The organism is Rhizobium sp. CFBP 13726 (assembly GCF_014841925.1).
Lineage (GTDB): Bacteria > Pseudomonadota > Alphaproteobacteria > Rhizobiales > Rhizobiaceae > Neorhizobium > Neorhizobium soli.
In genome coordinates, this window is sequence record NZ_JACYUU010000002.1 from 979,437 (window position 1) to 1,001,130 (window position 21,694).

The window sequence follows — 21,694 nt, forward strand, 5'->3', positions numbered from 1 at the left end:
AGGAGCGACGGATGGATTATGATGAAGGGGCGAGACGCACCGTTCCGCCACCCCTCCCCGCCCACTCACCACCCCACCACCTCCTGCCCATACCGCGCCACCTCCTCCAGCAGCCACTCCCGAAATGCCACGACCGGGCGGAAATCGCGTTTGCTGAGAGGTGCCACCGCGTAATAGGCGCTGGGACTTCTGACTTCATGCGGGAAGGCTTCGACGAGCTGGCCGCTCGCCAGTTCGCTGTCGATCAGGAACAGCGGCATGAGCGCGACGCCGAGCCCCGCGATCGCTGCCTGCGCAACGCTTGAGAACTGTTCGAAGCGCATCGCCTGGGAGGGTGCCGTGTCGATGCCAAGGCTCGCGAACCAGTGGCTCCAGGCGCCGGGTCGCGATGCCATGTGCAGAAGCGGCAGCCGCAGCAGGTCCTCGCCCGCGCGGATCGGATGGCTGGCCAGAAACTCCGGCGAGCAGACCGGCGCCACCATTTCGCTCATCAGATAGGTGCACTCGGCCCCCGGCCAGTCGGGCGTGCCCACATGGATCGCCATGTCGATGCCTTCGCGGTCGAAATCGAATACACCGATGCGGGTCGCGAAATTCAGCGTCACCTGCGGATGCCGGGCCACGAATTGCGGAATGCGCGGCATCAGCCAGCGGGTGCCGAATGTCGGCAATATCGCAAGGTTCAGCTGGTCGCCATGCCGTTTGCTCATGGCGGCAAGAGAGGCGGAGCGGATCTGAGAGAGCGCCACGCTGATCGACTTGGCATAGTCCGCCCCGGTCTCGGTCAGCACCACGCCGCGGCTGGTGCGCTCGAACAGCGGCATGCCCAGCTGCTCCTCAAGCCCGGAAACCTGCCGGCTGATGGCCCCTTGCGTCAAAGACAGCTCTTCGGCCGCCGCCGAAAAGCTGCCGAGCCTGGCAACGGAATCGAAGGCGGCGAGCGCCGAGGTGGACGGCAGAAGCTTTCGCGACAGGGTGAGCATGCGCTATGACTATAGATCATGGCGGTTTGAGTAAACGGGTCTTGCCCTTCAGCGCCCCACGACGATAATCGCCATCAACAGAATTGCTGAAATCCGGAGGCCTCAGAAGCATGGCGTTTAACTGGAACGATCCCTTTCTCATCGAAGACCAACTGAGCGACGAAGAGCGGATGATCCGCGATGCGGCCGCTAGCTTTGCGAAGGCCGAACTCGCGCCCCGCATCAACGATGCCTATCTCGATGAGACCACCGACAAGGACCTGTTCAAGCTGATGGGCCAGACCGGCCTTCTCGGCGTGACGCTGCCCGAGGAATATGGCGCCGCCAACGCTTCCTACGTCGCCTACGGCCTCGTCGCCCGCGAGATCGAACGCATCGACAGTGGCTATCGCTCGATGATGAGCGTCCAGTCCTCGCTGGTGATCTATCCGATCTTCACCTACGGCTCCGACGAGCAGAAACAAAAGTACCTGCCCGGCCTCGTCTCCGGCGATCTGATCGGCTGTTTCGGCCTGACCGAACCGGACGCCGGCTCCGACCCCGGCGGCATGAAGACCCGCGCCGAAAAGATCGAAGGCGGTTATCGCCTCCGCGGCGCAAAAACCTGGATCTCCAACGCCCCGATCGCCGACGTCTTCGTCGTCTGGGCGAAATCGGAAGCCCATAACAACGAGATCCGCGGCTTTGTGCTCGAAAAGGGCATGAAGGGTCTTTCGGCCCCGAAGATCGGCGGCAAGCTTTCGCTGCGCGCCTCGATCACAGGCGAAATCGTCATGGACGGCGTGGAAGTGACCGAAGATGCCATCCTGCCCAACGTGTCGGGCCTGAAAGGCCCGTTCGGCTGCCTCAACCGCGCCCGCTACGGCATTTCCTGGGGCGTGATGGGCGCTGCCGAAGACTGCTGGTTCCGCGCCCGCCAGTATGGCCTTGATCGCAAGCAGTTCGGCAAGCCGCTCGCCGGCACCCAGCTCTACCAGAAGAAGCTCGCCGACATGCAGACCGAAATCACACTCGGCCTGCAGGCTAGCTTGCGCGTCGGCCAGCTGATGGACCAGCGCAAGATGGCCCCGGAAATGATCTCCATCGTCAAGCGCAACAACTGCGGCAAGGCACTCGACATCGCCCGCCAGGCCCGCGACATGCACGGCGGCAACGGCATCCAGATCGAATACCACGTCATGCGCCACGCCCAGAACCTGGAAACGGTCAACACGTATGAAGGCACGCATGATGTGCATGCGCTGATCCTCGGCCGTGCGCAGACGGGGATTCAGGCGTTTTTCTGAGGCGGGATTTTGGTGAACCATGCCCGGCGCGCGGATGCGTGCCGGGCTTTTTTTGTGCGAGATGGGGATGGGGGGGGCTGGTTCTCACAAGAGGCGGCCATGGCTGCGACCTAGAGAAAAGACCGAGTTGGCGTCGTAAGCGGACTGTCCGAAGGCTAGGTGCCGAAGGGCGATATCGGACTTCGAATCATGTGATGGTACTTCGGTCCAACTTTGACCCAAAGGCAACCTCTTGTCGGAGGTCGTGATCCGACTATTTGCCGATCTGGTTCAATTGCCGGTCGAATTCCGCCGGATCGAAATAATCACGCCAGACGGTGATCATGCCGTTCTCCACGGTCACTGTCCCCATGACGGGCAGCGTGATCCGTCCGCCGTTTTCGTGAAGGAAGATGTCGATCCGCTCGTTCAGCACGACGTTTCCCGCGGCCGCGATGTGCACCACCTTCCAGTCGACAGTAAACTTGTTGCCGATGCCGAAATCGCGGTGAAATTTTCGAACCTTCTCGCGGCCGGTGATATCGGGAAAGGGCACGTTGTCGTAGAGGACGTCTTCGGCGAGCATGGCGATGGCCTCGTCGATCCGATTGGCGCTCCAGTGGTCGAAAAACGTCTGTGCTATTTCGATGGCTGTGGTGGACATAGCGGGCTCCTGAATTGTTGAAGAGACGGCGCGGAAGATTGTTAAACCTTAGCCGAATTTGACGAGGTTGTGCGCCGGCAACGGGCCGCCCGGAAACTGGACGAGGCGGCTTCCAACGGCGAGGTCACCGAGATCGATGCCGAAGAAGTCAAGACGGTCGATCAGCGCGCCGATCTCCGCTTTGGCCGATGCATCATCGCCGGAATAAAACAGCACGCGTCTGCCGCCTTCGCTGGTCGGGTCACCGGCGAGCACAGCGGCTGACAGATGGTTGAACGCCTTTACGACCCGAGCACCAGGAACCATCTCGACGAACACATCCGACGACGTCCGGCCGCCGAGGTCTGCGGGCTGGAACAGTGGCGCTTCGATCGGGTTGTTGGTATCGACGACGATCCGACCGTTCCAGTTGGGCAGACCGGCCATCGCCGCAGGAAGCTTCGACCAATTGACGGCGATGAAGACGATGTCTTTCGATGCGGCTTCCTCGCGCGAGCCGGCGGTAATCGATGGGCCGAGCGAGGCGACGAGTTCCGCAAGCGTTTCAGGGCCGCGGCTGTTGGAAAGCGTGGCTGCGATGCCCTTCCTTGCGAGAGTTGTCGCAATGGCGCGACCAATGTTTCCAGCGCCGATAATTCCGATGGATGTCATGGATTTGTCTCCTTGTTGAAAATGGTCGATCAGGCTGTCTGTCCGCCGTCGACGTTGAGTGTTGCTCCGGTAATGTAGCTGGCGTCCGGGCCGGCGAGGAAGGCGACCGCCGCGGCAATGTCTTCGGGCTTGCCGTAGCGCCCAAGCGCCGCAAGTCCTTTTAAAGTGTCTGCAAAGGGGCCGTTTGCCGGGTTCATGTCGGTGTCGATTGCACCGGGCTGAACCAGGTTGACGGTAATGTTGCGCGGGCCGAGATCACGGGACCAGCCGCGCGTATAGGCGCCCACTGCAGCCTTTGTTGCGATGTAGTCGGCTGCACCTGGAAAGGGAATGTGAACTGCGCCCGTTGTCCCGATCGAGACGATCCGTCCGCCGTCCTCCATCAGAGGAACTGCGGCGCGGACCGCGGCCGCGACACCCTTGACGTTGATGTCGATCTGTCGATCGAACGCCGCGATATCTGCGTCCGGGTCGCCGACCCCGCCGGTGACGAAGACACCGGCCGAATTGACCAGGATGTCCAGCCGGCCGAACGCTTCGTGCGCCTGTCGCACAAGGTCTGCGACCTCGGACGCATTGGCCTGATCCGCCTTGATTGCCAGAGACCGATGCCCAAGGGCTTCGACCACGCGCACGATCTCCTCTGCCCTGTCGCCGGAAGTTGAATAGCTGAACACCACATCTGCCCCGTCATGGGCAAGGCGCTTGACGATGGCTGCGCCGATGCCCCGCGACCCGCCGGTCACGAGAGCAACCTTGCCGAGAAGAGGCTGAGAATTCCGTGTCATCTGTTTGCTCCTTGCGATGTCTGATGACGCAGATATGAACGATCCAATTCCCTTTGATTAGCTGGAATTGACTTGTTATATCTTCAACGATCACTTGAAGGGTGCGGCGATGGAGACACTGGCGAATCTTGAATCCTTCGTGCGGAGCGCCGAGCACGGCAGCTTCTCCGAAGCGGCCAGACGCATGTCGCTCACCCCGGCCGCCGTCAGCCGCAACGTCGCCATGCTGGAGCGCAACCTCGGTATCCGGCTGTTCCATCGCTCGACGCGCAAGCTGGTTCTCACCGAGGCGGGCGAAAGCTTCAGGCTGTCGGTCGCCGATAGCCTGGACACCATCCAGGCTGCGATCGGAGGTGCGGCTGTGCAGGGTGAGCCGAAGGGCGTGCTCAAGGTCAGCCTGCCGCCTACCCTCGGCGTGCTGCATATCCTTCCCCATCTGCCTGAGTTTCTGAAGCTCTATCCGGGTGTGAAGCCGGAATGTCATTTCGATGCCAGACCCGTCGACCTCGTGGCCGATGGCTATGATGCAGCGATCGGCGGAGGCTTCGATCTGAACCCGGGCATTGTCGCCCGAACGCTCGCTCCGGTGCACATCATTGCGGTGGCATCACCGGGCTATATGGCAGGTCGCGTGCCGCCGTTCGACCCGGCGGGGTTGAAGACGCTGGATAGCATCGTGATGCGTTTGAGGCAGAGCGGACGCATCCGCCAATGGACGATGCGCGATGCGGCTGGCCGTCAGGCGGCTGCGGAGTTATCCGAAACTCTGGTCGTCAACGATCCCGCCGCCATGCTCAGCGCTACCGTTCTAGGGGTAGGCGTCGCCCTAGTTCCGAAAGCAGACGCCCAGCCTCATCTCGAGGCCGGGCGTCTGGTCCGACTGTTGCCGCAGTGGTATTCCGACGCAGGCGCGATTTCGGTGTACTTCGCAAGCCGATCACAGCTCCCTGCAAAGACCCGTGTCTTCATCGATTTTGTGGCAGCTCTGGCAGAGCGCAATCGCTGGCCAGAGCAGTTTGCCGGCAGTCTCGGGTAACCGCATTTGGCGCACTGGGGACATGACGCCGCCGCCGAGACGATGGCTGCTTTTGTGCAGGTACGGCGACGACCTCTATGGCCGACAAAAGGGCGCATAGCGGCAACACAACAGCAACCATACATGTCCTCCACCCTCACCACCCACGCCGCTTTTCGTCATTGGCCATCCCCCACCCTTCGGTGTATCACAAGTCCCTGCCGCCGCTTGGGCGTGGCGATGCATGAACAATGCACGGAACGAAAAACCCGATCACCCGCACAGCGAACCCGAAGCGGCTTTCGATGTCGGCGATCGGCTCCGGCTGGTGCGCCAGGCCCACGGGCTGTCGCAGCGGGCTTGCGGTTAAGGGCGGCGTCACCCCCTCGGTCGCCTCGCTGAATAAGATCCTGGAACGTTCGGGTGTTTCAAGAATTCTACGAGCCGGGCGGCCGGTTTGGGGTGGAAGCGCCATACGGTCCTCACCCGTACAGCGTTTCGGCCACCTATCCCTGTGCGGTCGGTCGCAGCACGATCTCTCCCACATCGACATTCGAGGGCTGAGCGATCGCAAACGCAATGGCATCAGCTATGGCGGATGCCGGGATCGCCGTGGCCTTCATGCTGGCTTCCCCTTGTGCCCGCATCGCGGGGTCGGTCATCGAGGATGGGAGCTCTGTGTCGACGTACCCAGGTGAAATGCCCGTCACGCGCAGCAATGGGCCAGCCTCCTGACGAAGCGCTTCGGTGATTGTCCTCACGGCGTTCTTCGACCCTGCATAGACAGCCATCGTCGGAACGATCTTGATTCCCGCTGTTGACAGTGTGTTGACGAAGTGGCCGAAGCCCTGACGACGAAAGAGCGGCAAGGCGGCTGCGATCCCGTAAAGGACGCCCTTGACGTTGACGTCTATCATCGCCTCCCAGTCCTCGACCCTCAGGGCGTCCAGCGGCGAGATCGGCGCTATCCCGGCATTGCTCACGAGAACATCGAGTTTGCCAAATTTTTCGACCGCAAGGGCCACAAGTCCGTCAACGTCCTGACGACGCGTGACGTCGGTGACGATAAAGCATGCCGTCCCACCCCGTGACACGATAGAACTGCACAGGGCTTCCAACCGGTCGGCACGCCGCGCACCAAGGACAAGGATCGCTCCCCGTTCCGCCAGATGCAGGGCCGTGGCCTCGCCAATGCCGCTGCTTGCCCCGGTGATCGCAACGACTTTTCCCTCGATACCCATCATGCTCAATCATCCTTTTCTTGAAGGCTGATCTTTGCATGACGAATTGAGGCGATCTATGCTGGAAAGACTTTGAAATCGTCGTGATCGGCTCAATCTGATGGACCCGCTGTCCGAAGTCTTTTCCCTCATCAACATACGAGGCGCACGCTGCACACGGTTCGAGGCAAGCGGACGATGGTCTTACCGCTTTCCTGCCAAGCCTGCAGTCAAGTTCGGCGCAGTCCTGGCCGGTGACTGCTGGATCGACTTCGGCGAAGGGCAACGTCACCAGCTTGCCGCAGGGGACTGTTTCCTGCTGGCCAACGCGCCAAGCTACGTCCTGGCGAACGATGATCACATACTTTCCGAAGATGGATTGGCGGCATTCGATTGGGCGCAATCTGACGTCGCTCGCCACGAAGTCAATGACACCGTGTTGATCGCTGGCACCTTCAGTTTTCAAGAATCCGATGCTGACCTGCTGCTGGATTCGCTGCCAACCTTTCTGCTGATTCCGTCGCGCAATGCTTCGGCAACCGTCGTTCGCTCCACGCTCGCTATTCTCGATATCGAAATCAAGGGGACGCAGATCGGCGCCGCCGTCCTCACCGACAGGCTTGTCGATATTCTTCTCGTCCAGGTCTTGCGGGCGGCATTGATCCAGGACGATGGCGACAATTTGGGCTGGATCAGCGCACTGGCCGATCCGCGGATCGGCAGGGCAATCGGGTTGATGCATGGCGATGCTGCCTATCCTTGGAGCCTGGAAACTTTGGCAGCATCGGTAGCGATGTCACGATCGGCCTTTTCCAAACGATTCAAATCTTTGGTGGGTCTGGCGCCACTTGATTACCTTCTCCGCTGGCGGATGCGGCTGGCGCGAAATGCGTTGCGCCGTGGATCAACCGTCGCGACCGTTGCCTCAGAGGTCGGGTATTCTTCAGAAAGCGCTTTCGGGCACGCGTTCAAACGAATTTACGGAATAGCCCCCCGACGATACTGGCGAAGCGTCGAGCCTTAAGCGTCAAACCCTTCATCGCGCCCCCTTCGTCCCACATCCCCTCACCACCCACGCCGCTTTTCGTCATTGGCCATCCCCCACCCTTCGGTGTATCACAAATCACTGCCGCTGCTCGGGCGTGGCGATGCATGAAGGCGCGCGCGAAGAATGCACAGAACGGAAAAACCGGAAACCGATAACCCGCTGAGCGAACCCGAAGCGGCGTTCGATGTCGGCGATCGGCTCCGGCTGGTGCGCCAGGCCCGCGACATGCACGGCGGCAACGGCATCCAGATCGAATACAACGTCATGCACCACGCCCAGCACCTGGAAACGGTCAACACGCATGAAGGCACGCATGATGTGCATGCGCTGATCCTGGGCCGTGCGCAGACGGGAATTCAAGCGTTCTTCTGAGGCGGATTTGTTGCGAACCATGCCCGGCCCGCCACTGCGTGCCGGGCTTTTTTCGCGATATGCGGATGGGGTGGCAGCTTTGCGCCAACAGTTGATGTCCTCGGCCATCGGTGAGACCAACGACGCGGATCTCCCTGCCGACTTTTATGAACGTTCCTACACGTCGGGGAGACAGGTGAAATGCCCTTGGAAGGCTGGTAATACGACAGGCAGCAATACCGGAGGCAAGAGCAATGACCAGAGAAGAAATTCTTAGCTATTCCCAAGCGGTTTGCGATGGTCTTCGTGAGGACGACGATGGGGTGAGACGCGAGGTTCTCACCCATGCGGGAAGCCGTTGGTCGCTCGGCGTCATACACACGCTCGGCGTCTATGGCAGGCTTCGCCACGCAGACATCGGAAAACGAATGCACGGCGTAACGCAGCGGATGCTCACGCGCACGCTACGCCAACTCGAAAGAGATGGTCTCGTCACGCGTCACGATCTCGTTGAGGTGCCGCCTCGGGTGGAATACGAACTGACCGAACTGGGAATGGGTCTTCTCATTCGCATGATCCCGTTGTGGACGTGGGTCGTGGAGAATTCCGAGCAGTTTCGAACGTCACGCGAGGATTTTGATGCCCGTCCGCCAGAAAAGCCCTCCTGGCAGACGTTTTAGCAATCGAGACATGCGCCCGCTCCGCTGGTGTCGGCGGCACGGTGTTCGACCTCGTAATGATATTGTTTCGGATCAACTCTCATTGGGAGCGCGGCTATACCGCGCTCCCGGTCTGTTATCTTCCATTGATCTGCATCTCAGAGGCCATGTCACTTGCCGCTCAGGTTCGCGTTGATCCAATCGGACACATCCGTCACCTTGATGCCTTCGCGCGCGTTGAATGTGCCTGCCTTGTCCCATGCCATTCCTCGCCCAATACCAAAGGCTGCCCGGTACTTGCGCATCATGTTTTGGGGGTCATTTGCCAGTTCTTCCATAAGGACGGGCACAGTCCATACGGACCGGCTGAAGGGCCGGTTCAAACCCGCCTCCAGCTTGTCGGCAAGCTCGCCATAGGTGACGGTGTCGCCCGCCAGGAAGACGATCTCGTTGCTGATGGTCGGCTCGTAGAAGACGATTTCAGCGGTGAGCACGCCGATGTCGTCGGGCGTCGTCAGCGTGACAGCGGTATCGGAGCTGCCAAGAGCGTTGACTGCGTTCTTTTCCAGATCAACGACGCCGAATTCCGGTTCGAAAAGATAACTCATGAACATGCCGGTGGAGATGATGACCCAGTCCATCTTGCTTTGGGAGCGAAGGAGTTCGCGCACATCGAGTTGAGCGTCGAAGATGTCCTGCGGACCGCCTCGACCAATTGCCTCGAAATCGACACCAAACTGCCAGGGGAAGTAGCGCGGAATACCGGACTGTAACGCCGCCTTGGCCAGCTTCATCGGCGTATTAATCCCAGCCGCGTAGCCAGCGCAGCCAATCACGGTATCGTACTGTGCAAACAGAGATGCGAGTTCATCGATCGAGCTATTGACCAGATCACCTGTGACGATCTCGATATCCAATTCGCGGATCTCGGCGACGTCGCGCTGTTTGGCGATCGAGTCTGATTTTGTGGCACTGGCGCGAAGCAAAACACTTATCTTTGCGTCTTCAATGCCCTTGGCGCGACGGGCCAGATTGCGAAGGACGGGCATGCCGAGTTCCCCGGCCCCGAGCACGAGAATGTTTCGTGACTTCACATTGGAAACTGTCTGGTTCATCAATTTCAATCCTTCAAAACGCTACGTCACCGCTACTTGGCAAGGCGGAACGACGAAGGAAAGAAGGTACACGGATGATACTGCAGCGAAATAGAAGGACAACACTCCCGCTGCATTCCTCTTGCGCACATAACCGTCTGCCCGCCCCCTCCTCGCAAGCACTCACCCCCTCCCCCTCACCACCCACGCCGCTTTTCGTCATTGGCCATCCCCCACCCTTCGGTGTATCACAAACCGCTGCCGCCGCTTAGGCGGTGGCGATGCATGAAGGCGCGCACGAAGAATGCACGGAACGGAAAAACCGGAAACCGACAACCCGCACAGCGAACCCGAAGCGGCGTTCGATGTCGGCGATCGGCTCCGGCTGGTGCGCCAGGCGCACGGGCTGTCGCAGCGGGCCCTGGCGGTGAAGGCCGGTGTTACCCATTCGCTGGTGTCGCTGATTGAAAAGAACAAGGTCAGCCCCTCGGTCGCATCGCTGAAGAAGATCCTGGAAGCGATCAACTATCCGATGACCGATTTCTTCGCCCTGACGCTGCCGCCCGTCGACCAGATCTTTTACCGGGCCGATGAACTGACGCCTTTGTCGACAGGCGCGCTGACGCTGTTGCAGGTGGGCGATGCCAAATCCCACAGCGTGCAGGTGTTTCACGAATTCTACGAGCCCGGCGCCGATACCGGCGAAACCATGCTCAGCCACGAGGCGGAGGAAGGCGGCGTCGTTGTTGCCGGCGAACTGGAAGTCACCGTCGGCACGCAGACCCGTATCCTGAAGCGCGGCGATGCCTATCTGTTCGACAGCCGCCTGCCGCATCGCTACCGAAATGTCGGAACTGTGCGCTGCGAGGTGGTCAGCGCCGTCACGCCTCCCTATCTATAGAGCACGCGGGGGCACGGCAGCTGAAAACGCTGCCCGGTTTAATCGATATAAGTATGACTTATTCGATGCCCGCCGTTGATTGTCTCCCGTCTTTGTCTTAACTCAGGCACCGGAACATTTGACACCTCTGCCGGCGGCCGGACGAACCTCCTCGGCCCCTGCCCTTGCGCGAATTCACGAACGAAAGTGGACCCTATGCAGACCTATCCCGACGTAAAGCTCTTCATCAACGGCGAATGGCGCGATGCGATCGCCGGCGAGACGATCGAAGTCACCGATCCCGCGACCGACGAAGTGATCGGCAAGATTGCCCACGCCCGTAAGGCGGATCTCGATCTGGCGCTCGAAGCGGCCGACAAGGGTTTCAAGATCTGGCGCGACACCGCGCCCTTCGACCGTTCCAAGATGATGCGCAAGGCAGCCGACCTGCTGCGTGAGCGCGCCGATAGCATCGCCTTCATGATGACCCGCGAACAGGGCAAGCCGCTTGCCCAGTCGAAGATGGAAATCATGGGCGCCGCCGATACGATCGACTGGTTTGCCGAAGAAGCCCGCCGCACCTATGGCCAGATCATTCCGGCCCGTTTCTCCGGCGTCAACCAGATGACGATCAAGCTGCCCGTCGGCCCGGTCGCGGCGTTTACGCCGTGGAACTTCCCGATCAACCAGATCGTCCGCAAGCTTTCCGCAGCGGTTGCCACCGGCTGCTCGATCATCGTCAAGGCACCTGAGGAAACTCCGGCATCGCCTGCCGAACTGATCCGCGCCTTTGCAGATGCCGGCGTACCTGCAGGCGTCATCGGCCTCGTTTACGGCATCCCGTCGGAAGTTTCGGAATATCTCATTCCGCATCCGGTCATCCGCAAGATCTCGTTCACCGGCTCGACGCCGATCGGCAAGCATCTCGCGAGCCTCGCCGGCAAGCACATGAAGCGCGCAACGATGGAACTCGGCGGCCACGCACCGGTCCTGATCTTCAATGACGCCGACCTCGACAAGGCGATCGAAGTGACTGCCATGTCCAAGTTCCGCAACGCCGGCCAGGTCTGCGTCGCACCGACCCGCTTCCTGATCCAGGACGGCGTCGCCGACAAGTTCCTCGAAGGCTTCGTAAAGGCTGCAGAAGCCCTCAAGGTCGGCAACGGCATGGACGCCGGCACCACGATGGGCCCGCTTGCCAACGAACGCCGCATTCCGGCCATGGAAGCGCTGATCCAGGACGCCGTCTCGTCCGGCGCCGAACTGAAGACCGGCGGCAAGCGCATCGGCAACAAGGGCAACTTCTTCGAACCGACGGTTCTTGCCAACGTGCCGACCTCTGCCAAGATCATGAACGACGAGCCCTTCGGCCCGATCGCCATCGTCAACCGCTTCTCGACCTATGAAGAAGCCATCACCGAGGCAAACCGCCTGCCCTTCGGCCTCGCGTCCTACGCCTTCACCGGCTCGGTCAAGACCGCCCACGCGCTCGGCCGTGAAGTCGAAGCCGGCATGCTGACCATCAACCACAACGGCCTCGCGCTGCCCGAAGTCCCCTTCGGCGGCGTCAAGGATTCCGGCTACGGCACCGAAGGCGGCTCCGAAGCCGTCGCGGCCTATCTGGAAACGAAGTATGTCAGCCAGATGAACTGATCGGCTGATTGGTGAAATGCGAAACGGCCGGGGTGAGAACTCCGGCCGTTTTTTTGTGTCGTGGCGGTGGTGCCGGTTCAGGCAGGCGTATTGGGCTGAGGGCTTTTAAGCCTGGGCCTCGGCGCCGGAAGTTTCGGCCCGATACTGCTGCATAGTCTCCATGGCCTTCTCGAGCATCGTGAGCGTGTCCTCGTCGTTGCGCGAAATCGCTCCCTCGATACCTGCGCGAACCTTTTCCGTAAAATCAACGCATTCGCCATCATCGGAAGCCTGCAACTCGCCGGCAGTGCCGCCATCCACCGGAATTTTCATCGTCATCGCCATAAAGGGAAGGCCTTCATCAAGCGACATATTCCCGCTGTGGATCTGGTCATTGCACCAGTCCTGCATTTCCTGGCGGGTCATGCTGGTAAAATCAGTCTGCTCGGCACCCTCTGCATCCGACTGGGACGTACCCGCTGTGGCCGAGTTCAGCGCGGCCGAAAACGATGCCGAGGTGTCGTCAGAAGCCGCAGATATCTGAGTGCTCTGGCTTGCGTAGAGGCGACTTGTTGATGTGTCGGTTTTCATTGTAGCAATACCTTAAGTATAGAAATGGTACTGCACTATCGAATGCAAAGCTTGCGCCAAGCATTTTGACGTCCTGGACTTGGATAGAGACCTAAATCAACAATATTTTCGAATATTTCATAATAATCGTATGAAAATTAGAAGAGTTGCCCTGAACTTAGCTTAACGTGTTCATATTGCTTCCACTTCCTTCTCGCGGAAAATAGAAAATGGCAGGCCTTCGGGCTTTTCGGGCGCCGTTTTAGAGCGAAGTGCGTTCATCGAACGCACTTCGCTTTAGTCTTATGACGCTAAAGCATTTGATACGCCTCAGACCGCCGTCACCCTGACGGCCAAATGCTCTCGTCACAGCGGTGAGACGTTATGCGCCGTTATCGTATATCCAAATGGATCGACGAATGCGAAGTAGCGCCCGAACGGCCCGTCTTTGGGCGGGAATACTATCTGCACATCCCTCTCGGAAAGATGCGCGTGCAATTCGTCAGCGTCGTCACAACCAAACCAGATTGCAACGCCCGTTCCGAGCTTTACCGTCTCATCAAAGTCCTCGATCGGCGTGCGAACGGCGAATGGAATAGGGTGGGTTTCGAAAACAATCGCGCCGGGAGGTCCTTTCGCCGAGGGCGTAAGCCCGACGACATCCCGATAGAAGGTGAGTGCGGCGTCCAGATCCTTCGTCTGGATGCCGATGAAATCCGGTCCAATTAATCGAGCCATAGGCTGCCTATCCTTTTCAATGAGACCCGGTATTATCAGGGTACTGACATCTTATATTATAAGGGCCCTGATATGTCTACTCTCATGGATCCACCGGTCGATGACACATACCGTTCGCTCGGATACGCGCTGAAGCGAGCGCAGCAAGCGCTGCGGGGCCATCTCGACAACAAGCTGAGAGATATCGGACTGACGACCCCACAATATTCGGTACTGGCGGGATTGGAGTTCAGCGCGGGCTTATCAAGTGCGGACTTGGCCCGGCGCGCCTTCGTGACACCGCAGACGATGCAGTCCATCATAGCCACACTCGAACGGGACGGCCTGATCAAGCGCATGGCTCATCCGGTACGCGGCCGGGTTCTCACAACCGAACTGACACCGAAGGGCCGAACCGCATTGTGTGCGGCCCATAAAATCGCCGGTGACGCCGAAACCATCGCCCGAAATGCCGTAGCACCTGACAACCCGGAGATCATATACGCGGCCCTGCTCCGTATAGCAGAGGCAATGCGTTAAACTGATTGGTCGAACCTAACGCCCGACCATAGCTCCCTGCCGCTCACTACCGCAGCCAGAGAGCCACCCACCTACTCCCTCATCAACCCACCATACCCCGGCGGCCCCACCGTCGAGATCATCCGCAGATTCCTAATGTCGCGGGCGGGTGGCGATCCGAACATTCTTGCGTATTCCCGGGTGAACTGGGACAGGCTTTCATAGCCGACGGCGAGTGCAACGGCTGCCACATCGCCGGGTCTCGCAAACAGCATGCCGCGCGCCTCGTAGAGCCGGATCCGCTTTTGATACTGGATCGGCGACAGGCCTGTACTCGTCTTGAAGCGCCGCTGAAAGGCGGATGGGCTCATGTTTGAAGCGGAGGCAAGCTCGTCCACGTGGAAGGTGGTGGCATAGTCCTTGCGCAGCCGGACCAGCGCGTTCCTGATCTGCGCGAACCGATCGTCGATGCTGGCGACTTGCCGCAGCACGGCGCCTTGCGGGCCGCGCAGCAGTCGGAACAGGATTTCCCGTTCCAGCAGGGGTGCCATCACCGCAATCTCATCCGGCTGCTCCATCAGGCCTAGCATCCTGAACCAGGCGTCGATCAGCCTGTCGCTTGCGTGACTGACGCAAAAACTGGGCGTGTCGGCCGACACAGCGGGGCCGGGATCGTCCAGCAGCAAGTCGGCGATCATCGCCCGATCGAAGATGAGCCTGACCGCGAGATAGGGGCCCCTCGCACTCGCATGAACGATCTCGCCGATGACAGGCAGCGCCACGGACGCGATGAATGTCTGCCCGGCCGTGTAATTCATCACCTGGCTCCCGATCAGCAGGCGCTTCTCGCCCTGCAGGATCAGGCTAACCAGAGGCTGATAGATTTCGGGAAACAGCTCGGTCGGTTCGGTCACCTTGAGGATGTCGACACGGGGAATGCCCGTGGTCGTGAGCACGCCTGCAGCGCGTTCTTCCACAATCTCCCTCAACATCCCGATGGCAGCGCTCATGAGCAGAGATGTGGCACGGCTTTCCCTCCAGAGCAACGCATTAGCAGGAATGTGCAAATTTCAGACCGGATCGGACACGCGACGGGATCGCCTCCGGTCTACGGATACTCACCAGCGCTGCCTTGTTGCGATGCTGCGCGGGACACCATTTTACTAGGGAATATGCAGATGGAAATCAAAGACGCGGTTGTAATCGTCACCGGCGCTTCCTCGGGTATCGGCGAAGCGACGGCGCGCGCTGCGGCCTTGTCCGGCGCGCGGGTCGTATTGCTGGCCCGCAGACAAGATCGCATCGAAGCGCTGGCACGGGAGATCGGCAATGATGCGCTGGCGGTGGCATGTGATGTCACGCGCCCGGAGCAGGTTGAACACGCCGTCCAGGCCGCCGTTCAGAAATACGGTCGCATCGATGTTCTGGTCAACAACGCCGGACAGGGCCTGCATGCCACGATCGAAGAGATCGGCATTGATGATTTCAAAGATGTGCTCAATCTCAACTGCGTCGCGCCGCTGGTCATGATGCAGGCGGTCATTCCCCATATGCGCAGGCAAGGTGCCGGCAGCATCGTCAATGTCAGCTCGGGTGCAACGCTTGCCACCTATCCGGGCTCGGCCGCCTATACCAGTTCCAAGGCAGCGCTGAACATGCTTTCAAGTGTCGCGCGCCTGGAGCTTGCCGATGCCGGTATTGCCGTCTCGATCATGCATCCGTTCATCACCGCGACCGAGTTTTATGGCGCTGTCAGGTCTGGGCTGGAATCCGCCAAGGAGCAGGAAACCCAGACATCATCTTTCGCACACCCGCCGGAACGTGTGGCAGACATGATCCTTGAGCTTGTGCGTAGTGGCAACGCGCAAGCCGACCTCGTCCCGAAGGACTATGGCGGCAGCTTTGAGGGCTAGGGGATGTAACCTGCCCGCCAGGTATCCCAATAAGCAAACGGGGGACGAAACCTCGCCCCCCGCTATCAACTACTTGCGCTTGTCGAACCCGCCCTTGGGGGCCGGCTTCTTGAATGGCTTGTCGCCGCCAGCCTTGTTGAACGGCTTGTCGCCCGGCTTCTTGGCGAAGCTGGACTTCGGCTTTTCGCCCCAGACTTCGTCATCGACGCGGCGATCGACATTGGCGCCGGCGGGCTTGGCTTTCCAGTCCTTGCGCGGCGCATCGCCGTAAGGCTTGGCTCCGGCCGGCTTGTCCTTGTTGAAAGGCTTGTCGCCGTAGGGCTTGTCTTTGTTGAACGGCTTGTCGCTGCGCGGGCCATCCTTGCTGAACGGCTTGTTGTCCTTGTAGGGCTTGTCGAGACGCGGGCCTTCGCGCTTGACGAAGCCTTCGTCATCGCCGCGCGAGAACTTGCTGAAATCCGGAACGCCATCCAGGCGCGTCACGCGCACGCCGCGTTCCATCATTCCGTCCTTGCCGAGCTTGGCCATGAACTTGTCGGCATGGGCGGCGGCGATTTCCACGAAAGTCTCGTCGGCCTGCATCTTGATCGCGCCGATCTCGTGCTTGGTGAGATCACCGGCGCGGCAGATGGTGGGGATCAGCCAGCGCGGTTCGGCGCGCTGCTTGCGACCGACCGACAGCGAGAACCATACGGCTGCGCCAAAATCGCCACGCGGCGTCAGCGGCCGCGGTGCGGAATCATTGCCGCCTTCGCGGGGCTTGCGGGTCTCCAGCGACACTTCGGTAATGTCTTCCGGCGCCGAATTCTTGCCGCGATAGAGGCTGACGAAGGCGGACGCCAGCTTCGTCGCGTCAAAACGCGCCACCAGCTTGTCGATCAGGCCCTGTTCTTCCTCGTCCTTGGCGATCTCTTCAAAGATCGGATCGGCAAACAGACGTTCCTCGTCGCGCGCGGTCACCTCTTCGGCCGATGGCGGGCGGGCCCAGGTGGGCTCGACCTGCGCGCCGGCGAGAAGACGCTCGGCCTTGCGGCGCTGGCTGACCGGAACGATCAGGGCGCTGACGCCCTTGCGCCCCGCACGGCCGGTGCGGCCCGAACGGTGCAGCAGCGTTTCCGAATTGGTCGGCAGATCCGCATGGATGACGAGTTCGAGGCCTGGCAGGTCGATACCGCGGGCAGCGACGTCGGTTGCGATGCAGACGCGGGCGCGGCCATCACGCATGGCCTGCAGCGCATGGGTGCGCTCGGTCTGCGTCAGCTCGCCCGAAAGGGCCACAACGGAGAAATTGCGATTGGCAAGACGGGCATGCAGATGGTTGACGGCAGCACGCGTCGAGCAGAACACGATTGCGTTCGGCGCCTCGTAAAAGCGAAGCGCATTGACGATCGCATGCTCGCGGTCCGACGGCGTGACGACCAGCGCGCGATATTCGATATCCACATGCTGCTTCTGTTCGGATGCGGTTGCAATGCGCACGGCATTGCGCTGGTAGCTCTTGGCAAGCTTGGCAATGGCCGACGGAACGGTTGCCGAGAACATCAGCGTGCGGCGTTCGGCAGGGGCTGCCTCGAGAATGTATTCGAGATCTTCGCGGAAACCGAGATCGAGCATCTCGTCGGCTTCGTCGAGCACGGCCACGCGGATTTCCGTCATGTCGAGCGCGTTGCGGCGGATATGGTCGCAGATACGGCCAGGCGTGCCGACGACGATATGCGCGCCGCGTTCCAGCGAACGACGCTCGGCGCGGATATCCATGCCGCCGACGCAGGAGGTGATCACGGCGTCCGCTTCGGCGTAGAGCCAGTCAAGTTCGCGCTTCACCTGCATGGCAAGCTCGCGGGTCGGCGCGATGACAAGTGCGAGAGGTGCAGCAGCCCGGCCGAATTTCTCACCATCGTCGAGCAGCGTGCGCGCCATGGCCATGCCGAAGGCAACCGTCTTGCCGGAGCCTGTCTGGGCGGAAACGAGCGCATCGGCGGTTTCGAGCGCAGGATCGAGCATGGCCAGCTGGACGGGGGTTAGCGTCTCATAGCCGCGCTTTTGCAAAGCCTTCGCGATCGCCGGGGCGGCGCCGTTGATATCGGTCATCAAATCTGTCTTTCGGATATGTCGGGCTCAAAGGCCCCATGGCTGCAACGATCGCAGCCGAACGTTTGCGCCGTCCCTATAGGCTTCGGCGCGAAAAGTCAAAGGATGGGTGGCCGCGGGGTTACGGTTGGTCGCGAGTAGATCTGTCCCTCACCTCGACCGATGTCATGACGCGGAGCTGAGTTCGGCCCGAATGAGAGAGGAATGCCCTAACGTTTTATGCCCCGCCACGACCACTCCTGCGCCGCGCAGAAGCTCTGCTGCTGGCCGAAGGAAGAGTAATCGTCGTACGCTATCATTCCACATTCTCCTCGCAGCTCTTGGCACGACGCAGAAATTCTCTGTCAGTCCTTTTTGGTTGGCAGTTCATGCGCTCTAGCAATAATCTCTCGACGAAATATGCGGCAAAGCAAGTCCGCCGGTTGTCATAGGAGTTACTATTGCAGAGCCTTAAGAATGGACGGTGGCTCAATCAGCCCGCAAATTCAGAAGCTTCGGATCTCGGACTCTCTGTCACGACTGACGCCAACACGGATTTCTGGCGAGAGACACATTATGGCTTTGTCCGCGACAACGGCCACTTCTACGCATTCAAGGCCGAAGGCGATTTCACCGCCCAGGTTCGAGTCCAGGCCGTTTTTGAGCATCTTTACGACCAGGCTGGCCTCATGGTCAGGCTTGACGAAAGACGGTGGGTCAAGACCGGGATCGAGTTTTCGGACGGCTATGGCTTGCTCGGCAGTGTGCTGACGAATGACGCCTCCGACTGGGCCACGGGACGATACGACGGCGACCCATCAGATTTTTGGATAAGAGTGACCGTCCGGAGCGGCGTTCTCAGAATACAGGCGTCAGGCGATGGAAAGACTTGGCCACTCGTCCGCCTTTGCCCATTCCCAAAAGCGGATCATTATTTTGTTGGCCCGATGTGCTGTACGCCCGAAAGAGCAGGCCTGGAGGTAAGATTCAGTGAGTGGCAGATCGGTCAGGCCCTGGGCAAAAACCTCCACGACCTGTCATAGCCGCCAGAGCGCTTAAATTTCCGTGCCGAGAGCAACATACTGATCGAGACGCCTGAGCCATTTGCGCTCGATGGCCGCCTCGATGTCGATTTCGTTTGCGCGAAGATACAAAACGAACTGCCCGAACAAGTCGGCCGCTTCGTTTTCCAGGGCTTCGCGGGTACCGCCTGAACCATCGGCATTTGGCTTCGCCCGACCGGTGATCAGGAGATGCTCAGCGGTCAATTCGCCAAGTTCCTCGGTCAGCTTCAAAAGATACCAGTCGGCGCTCCGTTCAATGGCATGCACCCTGGCATAGAGGTCCCCGACGTGACCAATCCGGTCACTCAGCTCCTTGAAGGTCGCACTCATTCTGTCCTCGGCAATCGTAGAGAGACGCAGTTTGTCGACGCTACCACCGATTTGCGACAGGAGCGCTGCGATGACCGCAAATGGCGGATTAGAAAAGTCGCCAATCTCAACGTTTGAAAACTGACGCTTCACGTTCACTGACGACGGTCATGCGTCCGGCAGATGATGATGCCTCGTGATCATCCGCAATGACCGCGTCTTGCGATGGCAGACGTCTGACTTCCCTCATACCTGTGCTCGTCACAGGAATCTAGCAGCGTCGCGTCTGCGGCACGGGAGGGCCTTTTCACGCGAAGGACTTCGCGTGACTGGATTCCTGTGACGAGCACAGGAATGAGGGGTGTGGATGGGAAACGTTACCCCCTAAACCGCAAACACCTTCGCCCGCCGCAGCGTCACAAACCCGCCCTCACCGGCTGAAATCTGGCGTTCCGGTTCCACGTCGAATTCCAGCTGTTCGCCGGTTCTCGTTACCGCCAGCACGCGTCGGCTGTCGGGGCGGTCGAGGACGCGGGAGATCGTTGCGGCAATGCCGGGTGCCTGCGCCGACCAGTCGAGATCTGCGGGGCGGGCGTAGAGTTCGGCCTTGCCGTCTGGTATCCCCAGTGCATCCACCGAAAGGCCGCCGGCATGGGCGCGGCCGTCGCGGACCTGGGCTGAGAGCACGTTGGCATCGCCCAGGAACTTCATCACGAAGGCCGATTGCGGATCGCGGCAGACTTGCTGCGGCGTGCCCTGCTGCACGATCTGGCCGTCCTTCAGGATCACCACCCGGTCGGCGAGATCGAGTGCTTCCTCCTGGTCATGGGTGACGAAGATCGTGGTGATGCCGAGTTCGGAATGGATCTCGCGCAGCCAGCGGCGCAGGTCGTGCCGGACATTGGCATCGAGCGCGCCGAACGGTTCGTCGAGCAGCAGCACCTTCGGATCGACCGACAGCGCCCGTGCAAGCGCCACGCGCTGCCGCTGGCCGCCGGAAATCTGCGCCGGGAAACGGTCGCCTAAACCATCCAGCCGCACCAGCCGCAACAGATCCGTGACGCGGGCATCGATCGCCGCCTTGTCGCGCTTCACCTTGGAAACCTTCATGCCGAAGGCGATGTTTTGCGCCACCGTCATATGCGGAAACAGCGCGTAATGCTGGAACACGAAGCCGACGCCGCGGTCGCGCACCGGAATGTCGGTCGCATCCTGATCGCCGAAATAGATGGCGCCGCCATCGGCATATTCGAGCCCCGCCACCATGCGCAGGATGGTCGTCTTGCCAGAGCCGGAGGGGCCGAGCAGCGCCACCAGTTCGCCGCTTTCGATATCGAGCGACACGCCCTTCACGGCACGGAAGGTGTCGAAGGTTTTGACGACGTTTTCGAGACGGATCTTCATGCTGTTTTCTCTGCCGGAATGGCGGTTTTGCGGACGCGGCCCGCACCCTGGCGCTCGAGCGCGACCTTGGCGATGATGGTAAGGACGGCGATCAACGCCAGGATGGAAGCCGACGCGAAGGCGCCCGCCGCCTGATAGTCGTGATAGAGCAGCTCGATATGCAACGGCAGCGTATTGGTCTGGCCGCGGATATTGCCTGATACGACCGAGACGGCGCCGAACTCGCCCATCACGCGCGCATTGCAGAGAATGACACCGTAAAGCAGTGCCCATTTGACATTCGGCAGCGTCACCGAAAAGAAGGTGCGGAAGCCGGATGCGCCAAGCGAGGTCGAGGCCTCCTCGAGATCGCGGCCCTGCGCCTGCATCAGCGGAATGAGTTCGCGGGCAACGAAGGGTGCGGTCACGAACATCGAGGCGATGATGATGCCCGGCACCGCAAACAGGATCTTGATCCCGTAGGCATCGAGAACAGGCCCGAACAGGCCCTGCAGGCCATAGACGAACAGATAGGCGACGCCGGCAACGATGGGCGAGACCGAAAACGGGATCTCGATCACCACCAGCAGAAACCGCCGCCCCCAGAAATCGAACTTGGTGATTGCCCAGGCGGCGGCGATGCCGAAGGCGGTGTTGACGGGAACGGCGATCAGCGCCGCCACAACCGTGAGCATGATCGCGTGTCGGGTATCCGGATGGAGGATCGTATCGCGATAGACCGCCCAGCCCTTCGAGAATGCCTCGACGCCGATGATGATCAGCGGCGCGACGATGACGAAGGCGACGAGCACCAGCACGATGCCGATCAGCGTGCGGCGGAACACCGTGTTGTCGCCGACCCGCGGCGGTTTGCGATGGGAGGAAACGGCGCTCATGGT

The 21,694-nt window shown here is 60.4% G+C and carries 23 protein-coding genes and 1 pseudogene; 11 read left to right on the forward strand and 13 right to left on the reverse strand.

Going from position 1 to position 21,694, the window contains the following annotated elements; genetic code table 11:
- Nucleotides 1-65: 65 nt before the first annotated feature.
- Complete coding sequence (locus tag IFT66_RS11940; protein WP_192077713.1) at nt 66-983, reverse strand: LysR family transcriptional regulator; 918 nt, start codon at nt 981-983, stop codon at nt 66-68.
- A 110-nt stretch (nt 984-1,093) separates the two neighbouring features.
- Here IFT66_RS11940 and IFT66_RS11945 point away from each other — a divergent pair, with 110 nt between their 5' ends.
- Nucleotides 1,094-2,269, forward strand: coding sequence for an acyl-CoA dehydrogenase (locus tag IFT66_RS11945; protein ID WP_192077714.1), 1,176 nt, complete (start codon nt 1,094-1,096; stop codon nt 2,267-2,269).
- 253 nt (nt 2,270-2,522) lie between these two features.
- Here the strand turns inward: IFT66_RS11945 and IFT66_RS11950 are convergent, their stop codons facing one another.
- Genes IFT66_RS11950 through IFT66_RS11960 form a run of 3 tightly spaced genes read right to left on the reverse strand, consistent with a single transcriptional unit; the run spans nt 2,523 to nt 4,351 of the window.
- Complete coding sequence (locus IFT66_RS11950) at nt 2,523-2,912, reverse strand: limonene-1,2-epoxide hydrolase family protein (RefSeq protein ID WP_192077715.1); 390 nt, start codon at nt 2,910-2,912, stop codon at nt 2,523-2,525.
- A 48-nt stretch (nt 2,913-2,960) separates the two neighbouring features.
- Nucleotides 2,961-3,563, reverse strand: coding sequence for an NADPH-dependent F420 reductase (locus tag IFT66_RS11955; protein ID WP_113112319.1), 603 nt, complete (start codon nt 3,561-3,563; stop codon nt 2,961-2,963).
- A 29-nt stretch (nt 3,564-3,592) separates the two neighbouring features.
- Nucleotides 3,593-4,351 carry an SDR family oxidoreductase gene (locus tag IFT66_RS11960; RefSeq protein WP_192077716.1) on the reverse strand — a complete coding sequence of 253 codons (759 nt, stop codon included), beginning with the start codon at nt 4,349-4,351 and terminating at the stop codon, nt 3,593-3,595.
- 109 nt (nt 4,352-4,460) lie between these two features.
- On the opposite strand from IFT66_RS11960, the gene IFT66_RS11965 reads away from it, so the two are divergent.
- Both IFT66_RS11965 and IFT66_RS23735 read left to right on the forward strand, forming a co-directional pair.
- The gene (locus IFT66_RS11965; protein WP_192077717.1) at nt 4,461-5,387 is read left to right on the forward strand and encodes a LysR family transcriptional regulator; all 927 of its coding nucleotides are present in this window, start codon (nt 4,461-4,463) and stop codon (nt 5,385-5,387) included.
- Nucleotides 5,388-5,610: 223 nt separating this feature from the next.
- The gene (locus tag IFT66_RS23735) at nt 5,611-5,736 is read left to right on the forward strand and encodes a hypothetical protein (protein ID WP_274604813.1); all 126 of its coding nucleotides are present in this window, start codon (nt 5,611-5,613) and stop codon (nt 5,734-5,736) included.
- Nucleotides 5,737-5,872: 136 nt separating this feature from the next.
- On the opposite strand, the gene IFT66_RS11970 is transcribed toward IFT66_RS23735, so the two are convergent.
- Entirely contained in the window at nt 5,873-6,610 is a 738-nt protein-coding gene (locus tag IFT66_RS11970) for an SDR family oxidoreductase (RefSeq protein ID WP_192077718.1), read from the reverse strand.
- A gap of 94 nt (nt 6,611-6,704) precedes the next feature.
- On the opposite strand from IFT66_RS11970, the gene IFT66_RS11975 reads away from it, so the two are divergent.
- From IFT66_RS11975 to IFT66_RS11985, 3 genes and pseudogenes are all read left to right on the forward strand, one after another.
- On the forward strand, nt 6,705-7,610 hold the full coding sequence (locus tag IFT66_RS11975) for an AraC family transcriptional regulator (protein ID WP_192077969.1): 906 nt from the start codon (nt 6,705-6,707) through the stop codon (nt 7,608-7,610).
- Between the two features lie 228 nt (nt 7,611-7,838).
- Nucleotides 7,839-8,006, forward strand: a pseudogene (locus IFT66_RS11980) (acyl-CoA dehydrogenase); the annotation flags it as partial.
- Nucleotides 8,007-8,239: 233 nt separating this feature from the next.
- Complete coding sequence (locus tag IFT66_RS11985) at nt 8,240-8,665, forward strand: winged helix-turn-helix transcriptional regulator (protein ID WP_062456648.1); 426 nt, start codon at nt 8,240-8,242, stop codon at nt 8,663-8,665.
- A gap of 149 nt (nt 8,666-8,814) precedes the next feature.
- Here the strand turns inward: IFT66_RS11985 and IFT66_RS11990 are convergent, their stop codons facing one another.
- On the reverse strand, nt 8,815-9,759 hold the full coding sequence (locus tag IFT66_RS11990) for an aromatic alcohol reductase (RefSeq protein ID WP_192077719.1): 945 nt from the start codon (nt 9,757-9,759) through the stop codon (nt 8,815-8,817).
- Between the two features lie 283 nt (nt 9,760-10,042).
- Here IFT66_RS11990 and IFT66_RS11995 point away from each other — a divergent pair, with 283 nt between their 5' ends.
- Entirely contained in the window at nt 10,043-10,639 is a 597-nt protein-coding gene (locus IFT66_RS11995; protein ID WP_192077720.1) for a cupin domain-containing protein, read from the forward strand.
- Nucleotides 10,640-10,834: 195 nt separating this feature from the next.
- Nucleotides 10,835-12,271, forward strand: coding sequence for an NAD-dependent succinate-semialdehyde dehydrogenase (locus IFT66_RS12000; RefSeq protein WP_192077721.1), 1,437 nt, complete (start codon nt 10,835-10,837; stop codon nt 12,269-12,271).
- A 105-nt stretch (nt 12,272-12,376) separates the two neighbouring features.
- Here IFT66_RS12000 and IFT66_RS12005 read toward each other — a convergent pair whose 3' ends face one another.
- Nucleotides 12,377-12,841 (reverse strand): hypothetical protein, encoded by a 465-nt coding sequence (locus tag IFT66_RS12005; RefSeq protein ID WP_192077722.1) that lies wholly within the window; start codon nt 12,839-12,841, stop codon nt 12,377-12,379.
- Nucleotides 12,842-13,186: 345 nt separating this feature from the next.
- Entirely contained in the window at nt 13,187-13,558 is a 372-nt protein-coding gene (locus tag IFT66_RS12010; RefSeq protein ID WP_192077723.1) for a VOC family protein, read from the reverse strand.
- A gap of 72 nt (nt 13,559-13,630) precedes the next feature.
- Here IFT66_RS12010 and IFT66_RS12015 point away from each other — a divergent pair, with 72 nt between their 5' ends.
- Nucleotides 13,631-14,077: a MarR family winged helix-turn-helix transcriptional regulator gene (locus IFT66_RS12015; protein ID WP_174197024.1), complete on the forward strand. Its 447-nt coding sequence runs from the start codon at nt 13,631-13,633 to the stop codon at nt 14,075-14,077.
- Nucleotides 14,078-14,148: 71 nt separating this feature from the next.
- Here the strand turns inward: IFT66_RS12015 and IFT66_RS12020 are convergent, their stop codons facing one another.
- The gene (locus IFT66_RS12020; protein ID WP_249406426.1) at nt 14,149-15,048 is read right to left on the reverse strand and encodes an AraC family transcriptional regulator; all 900 of its coding nucleotides are present in this window, start codon (nt 15,046-15,048) and stop codon (nt 14,149-14,151) included.
- Nucleotides 15,049-15,117: 69 nt separating this feature from the next.
- Between IFT66_RS12020 and IFT66_RS12025 the strand changes: the two genes are divergently transcribed.
- Nucleotides 15,118-15,969 carry an SDR family oxidoreductase gene (locus IFT66_RS12025; protein WP_342344765.1) on the forward strand — a complete coding sequence of 284 codons (852 nt, stop codon included), beginning with the start codon at nt 15,118-15,120 and terminating at the stop codon, nt 15,967-15,969.
- 69 nt (nt 15,970-16,038) lie between these two features.
- Here the strand turns inward: IFT66_RS12025 and IFT66_RS12030 are convergent, their stop codons facing one another.
- A complete protein-coding gene (locus tag IFT66_RS12030; protein WP_192077725.1) occupies nt 16,039-18,060 on the reverse strand; it encodes a DEAD/DEAH box helicase in 2,022 nt (673 codons plus the stop codon).
- A gap of 440 nt (nt 18,061-18,500) precedes the next feature.
- Between IFT66_RS12030 and IFT66_RS12035 the strand changes: the two genes are divergently transcribed.
- A complete protein-coding gene (locus IFT66_RS12035; RefSeq protein ID WP_192077726.1) occupies nt 18,501-19,082 on the forward strand; it encodes a DUF1349 domain-containing protein in 582 nt (193 codons plus the stop codon).
- Nucleotides 19,083-19,094: 12 nt separating this feature from the next.
- On the opposite strand, the gene IFT66_RS23550 is transcribed toward IFT66_RS12035, so the two are convergent.
- The 3 genes from IFT66_RS23550 to cysW all read right to left on the reverse strand — a co-directional run bounded on the left by IFT66_RS23550 (nt 19,095) and on the right by cysW (nt 21,691).
- On the reverse strand, nt 19,095-19,571 hold the full coding sequence (locus IFT66_RS23550; protein WP_249406427.1) for a hypothetical protein: 477 nt from the start codon (nt 19,569-19,571) through the stop codon (nt 19,095-19,097).
- A gap of 225 nt (nt 19,572-19,796) precedes the next feature.
- Nucleotides 19,797-20,816, reverse strand: coding sequence for a sulfate/molybdate ABC transporter ATP-binding protein (locus tag IFT66_RS12045; RefSeq protein WP_192077727.1), 1,020 nt, complete (start codon nt 20,814-20,816; stop codon nt 19,797-19,799).
- Nucleotides 20,813-21,691, reverse strand: a complete 879-nt coding sequence (gene cysW / locus IFT66_RS12050; RefSeq protein WP_192077728.1) for a sulfate ABC transporter permease subunit CysW — start codon at nt 21,689-21,691, stop codon at nt 20,813-20,815. Before cysW ends, IFT66_RS12045 begins: the two co-directional genes overlap by 4 nt.
- Nucleotides 21,692-21,694: the final 3 nt, after the last annotated feature.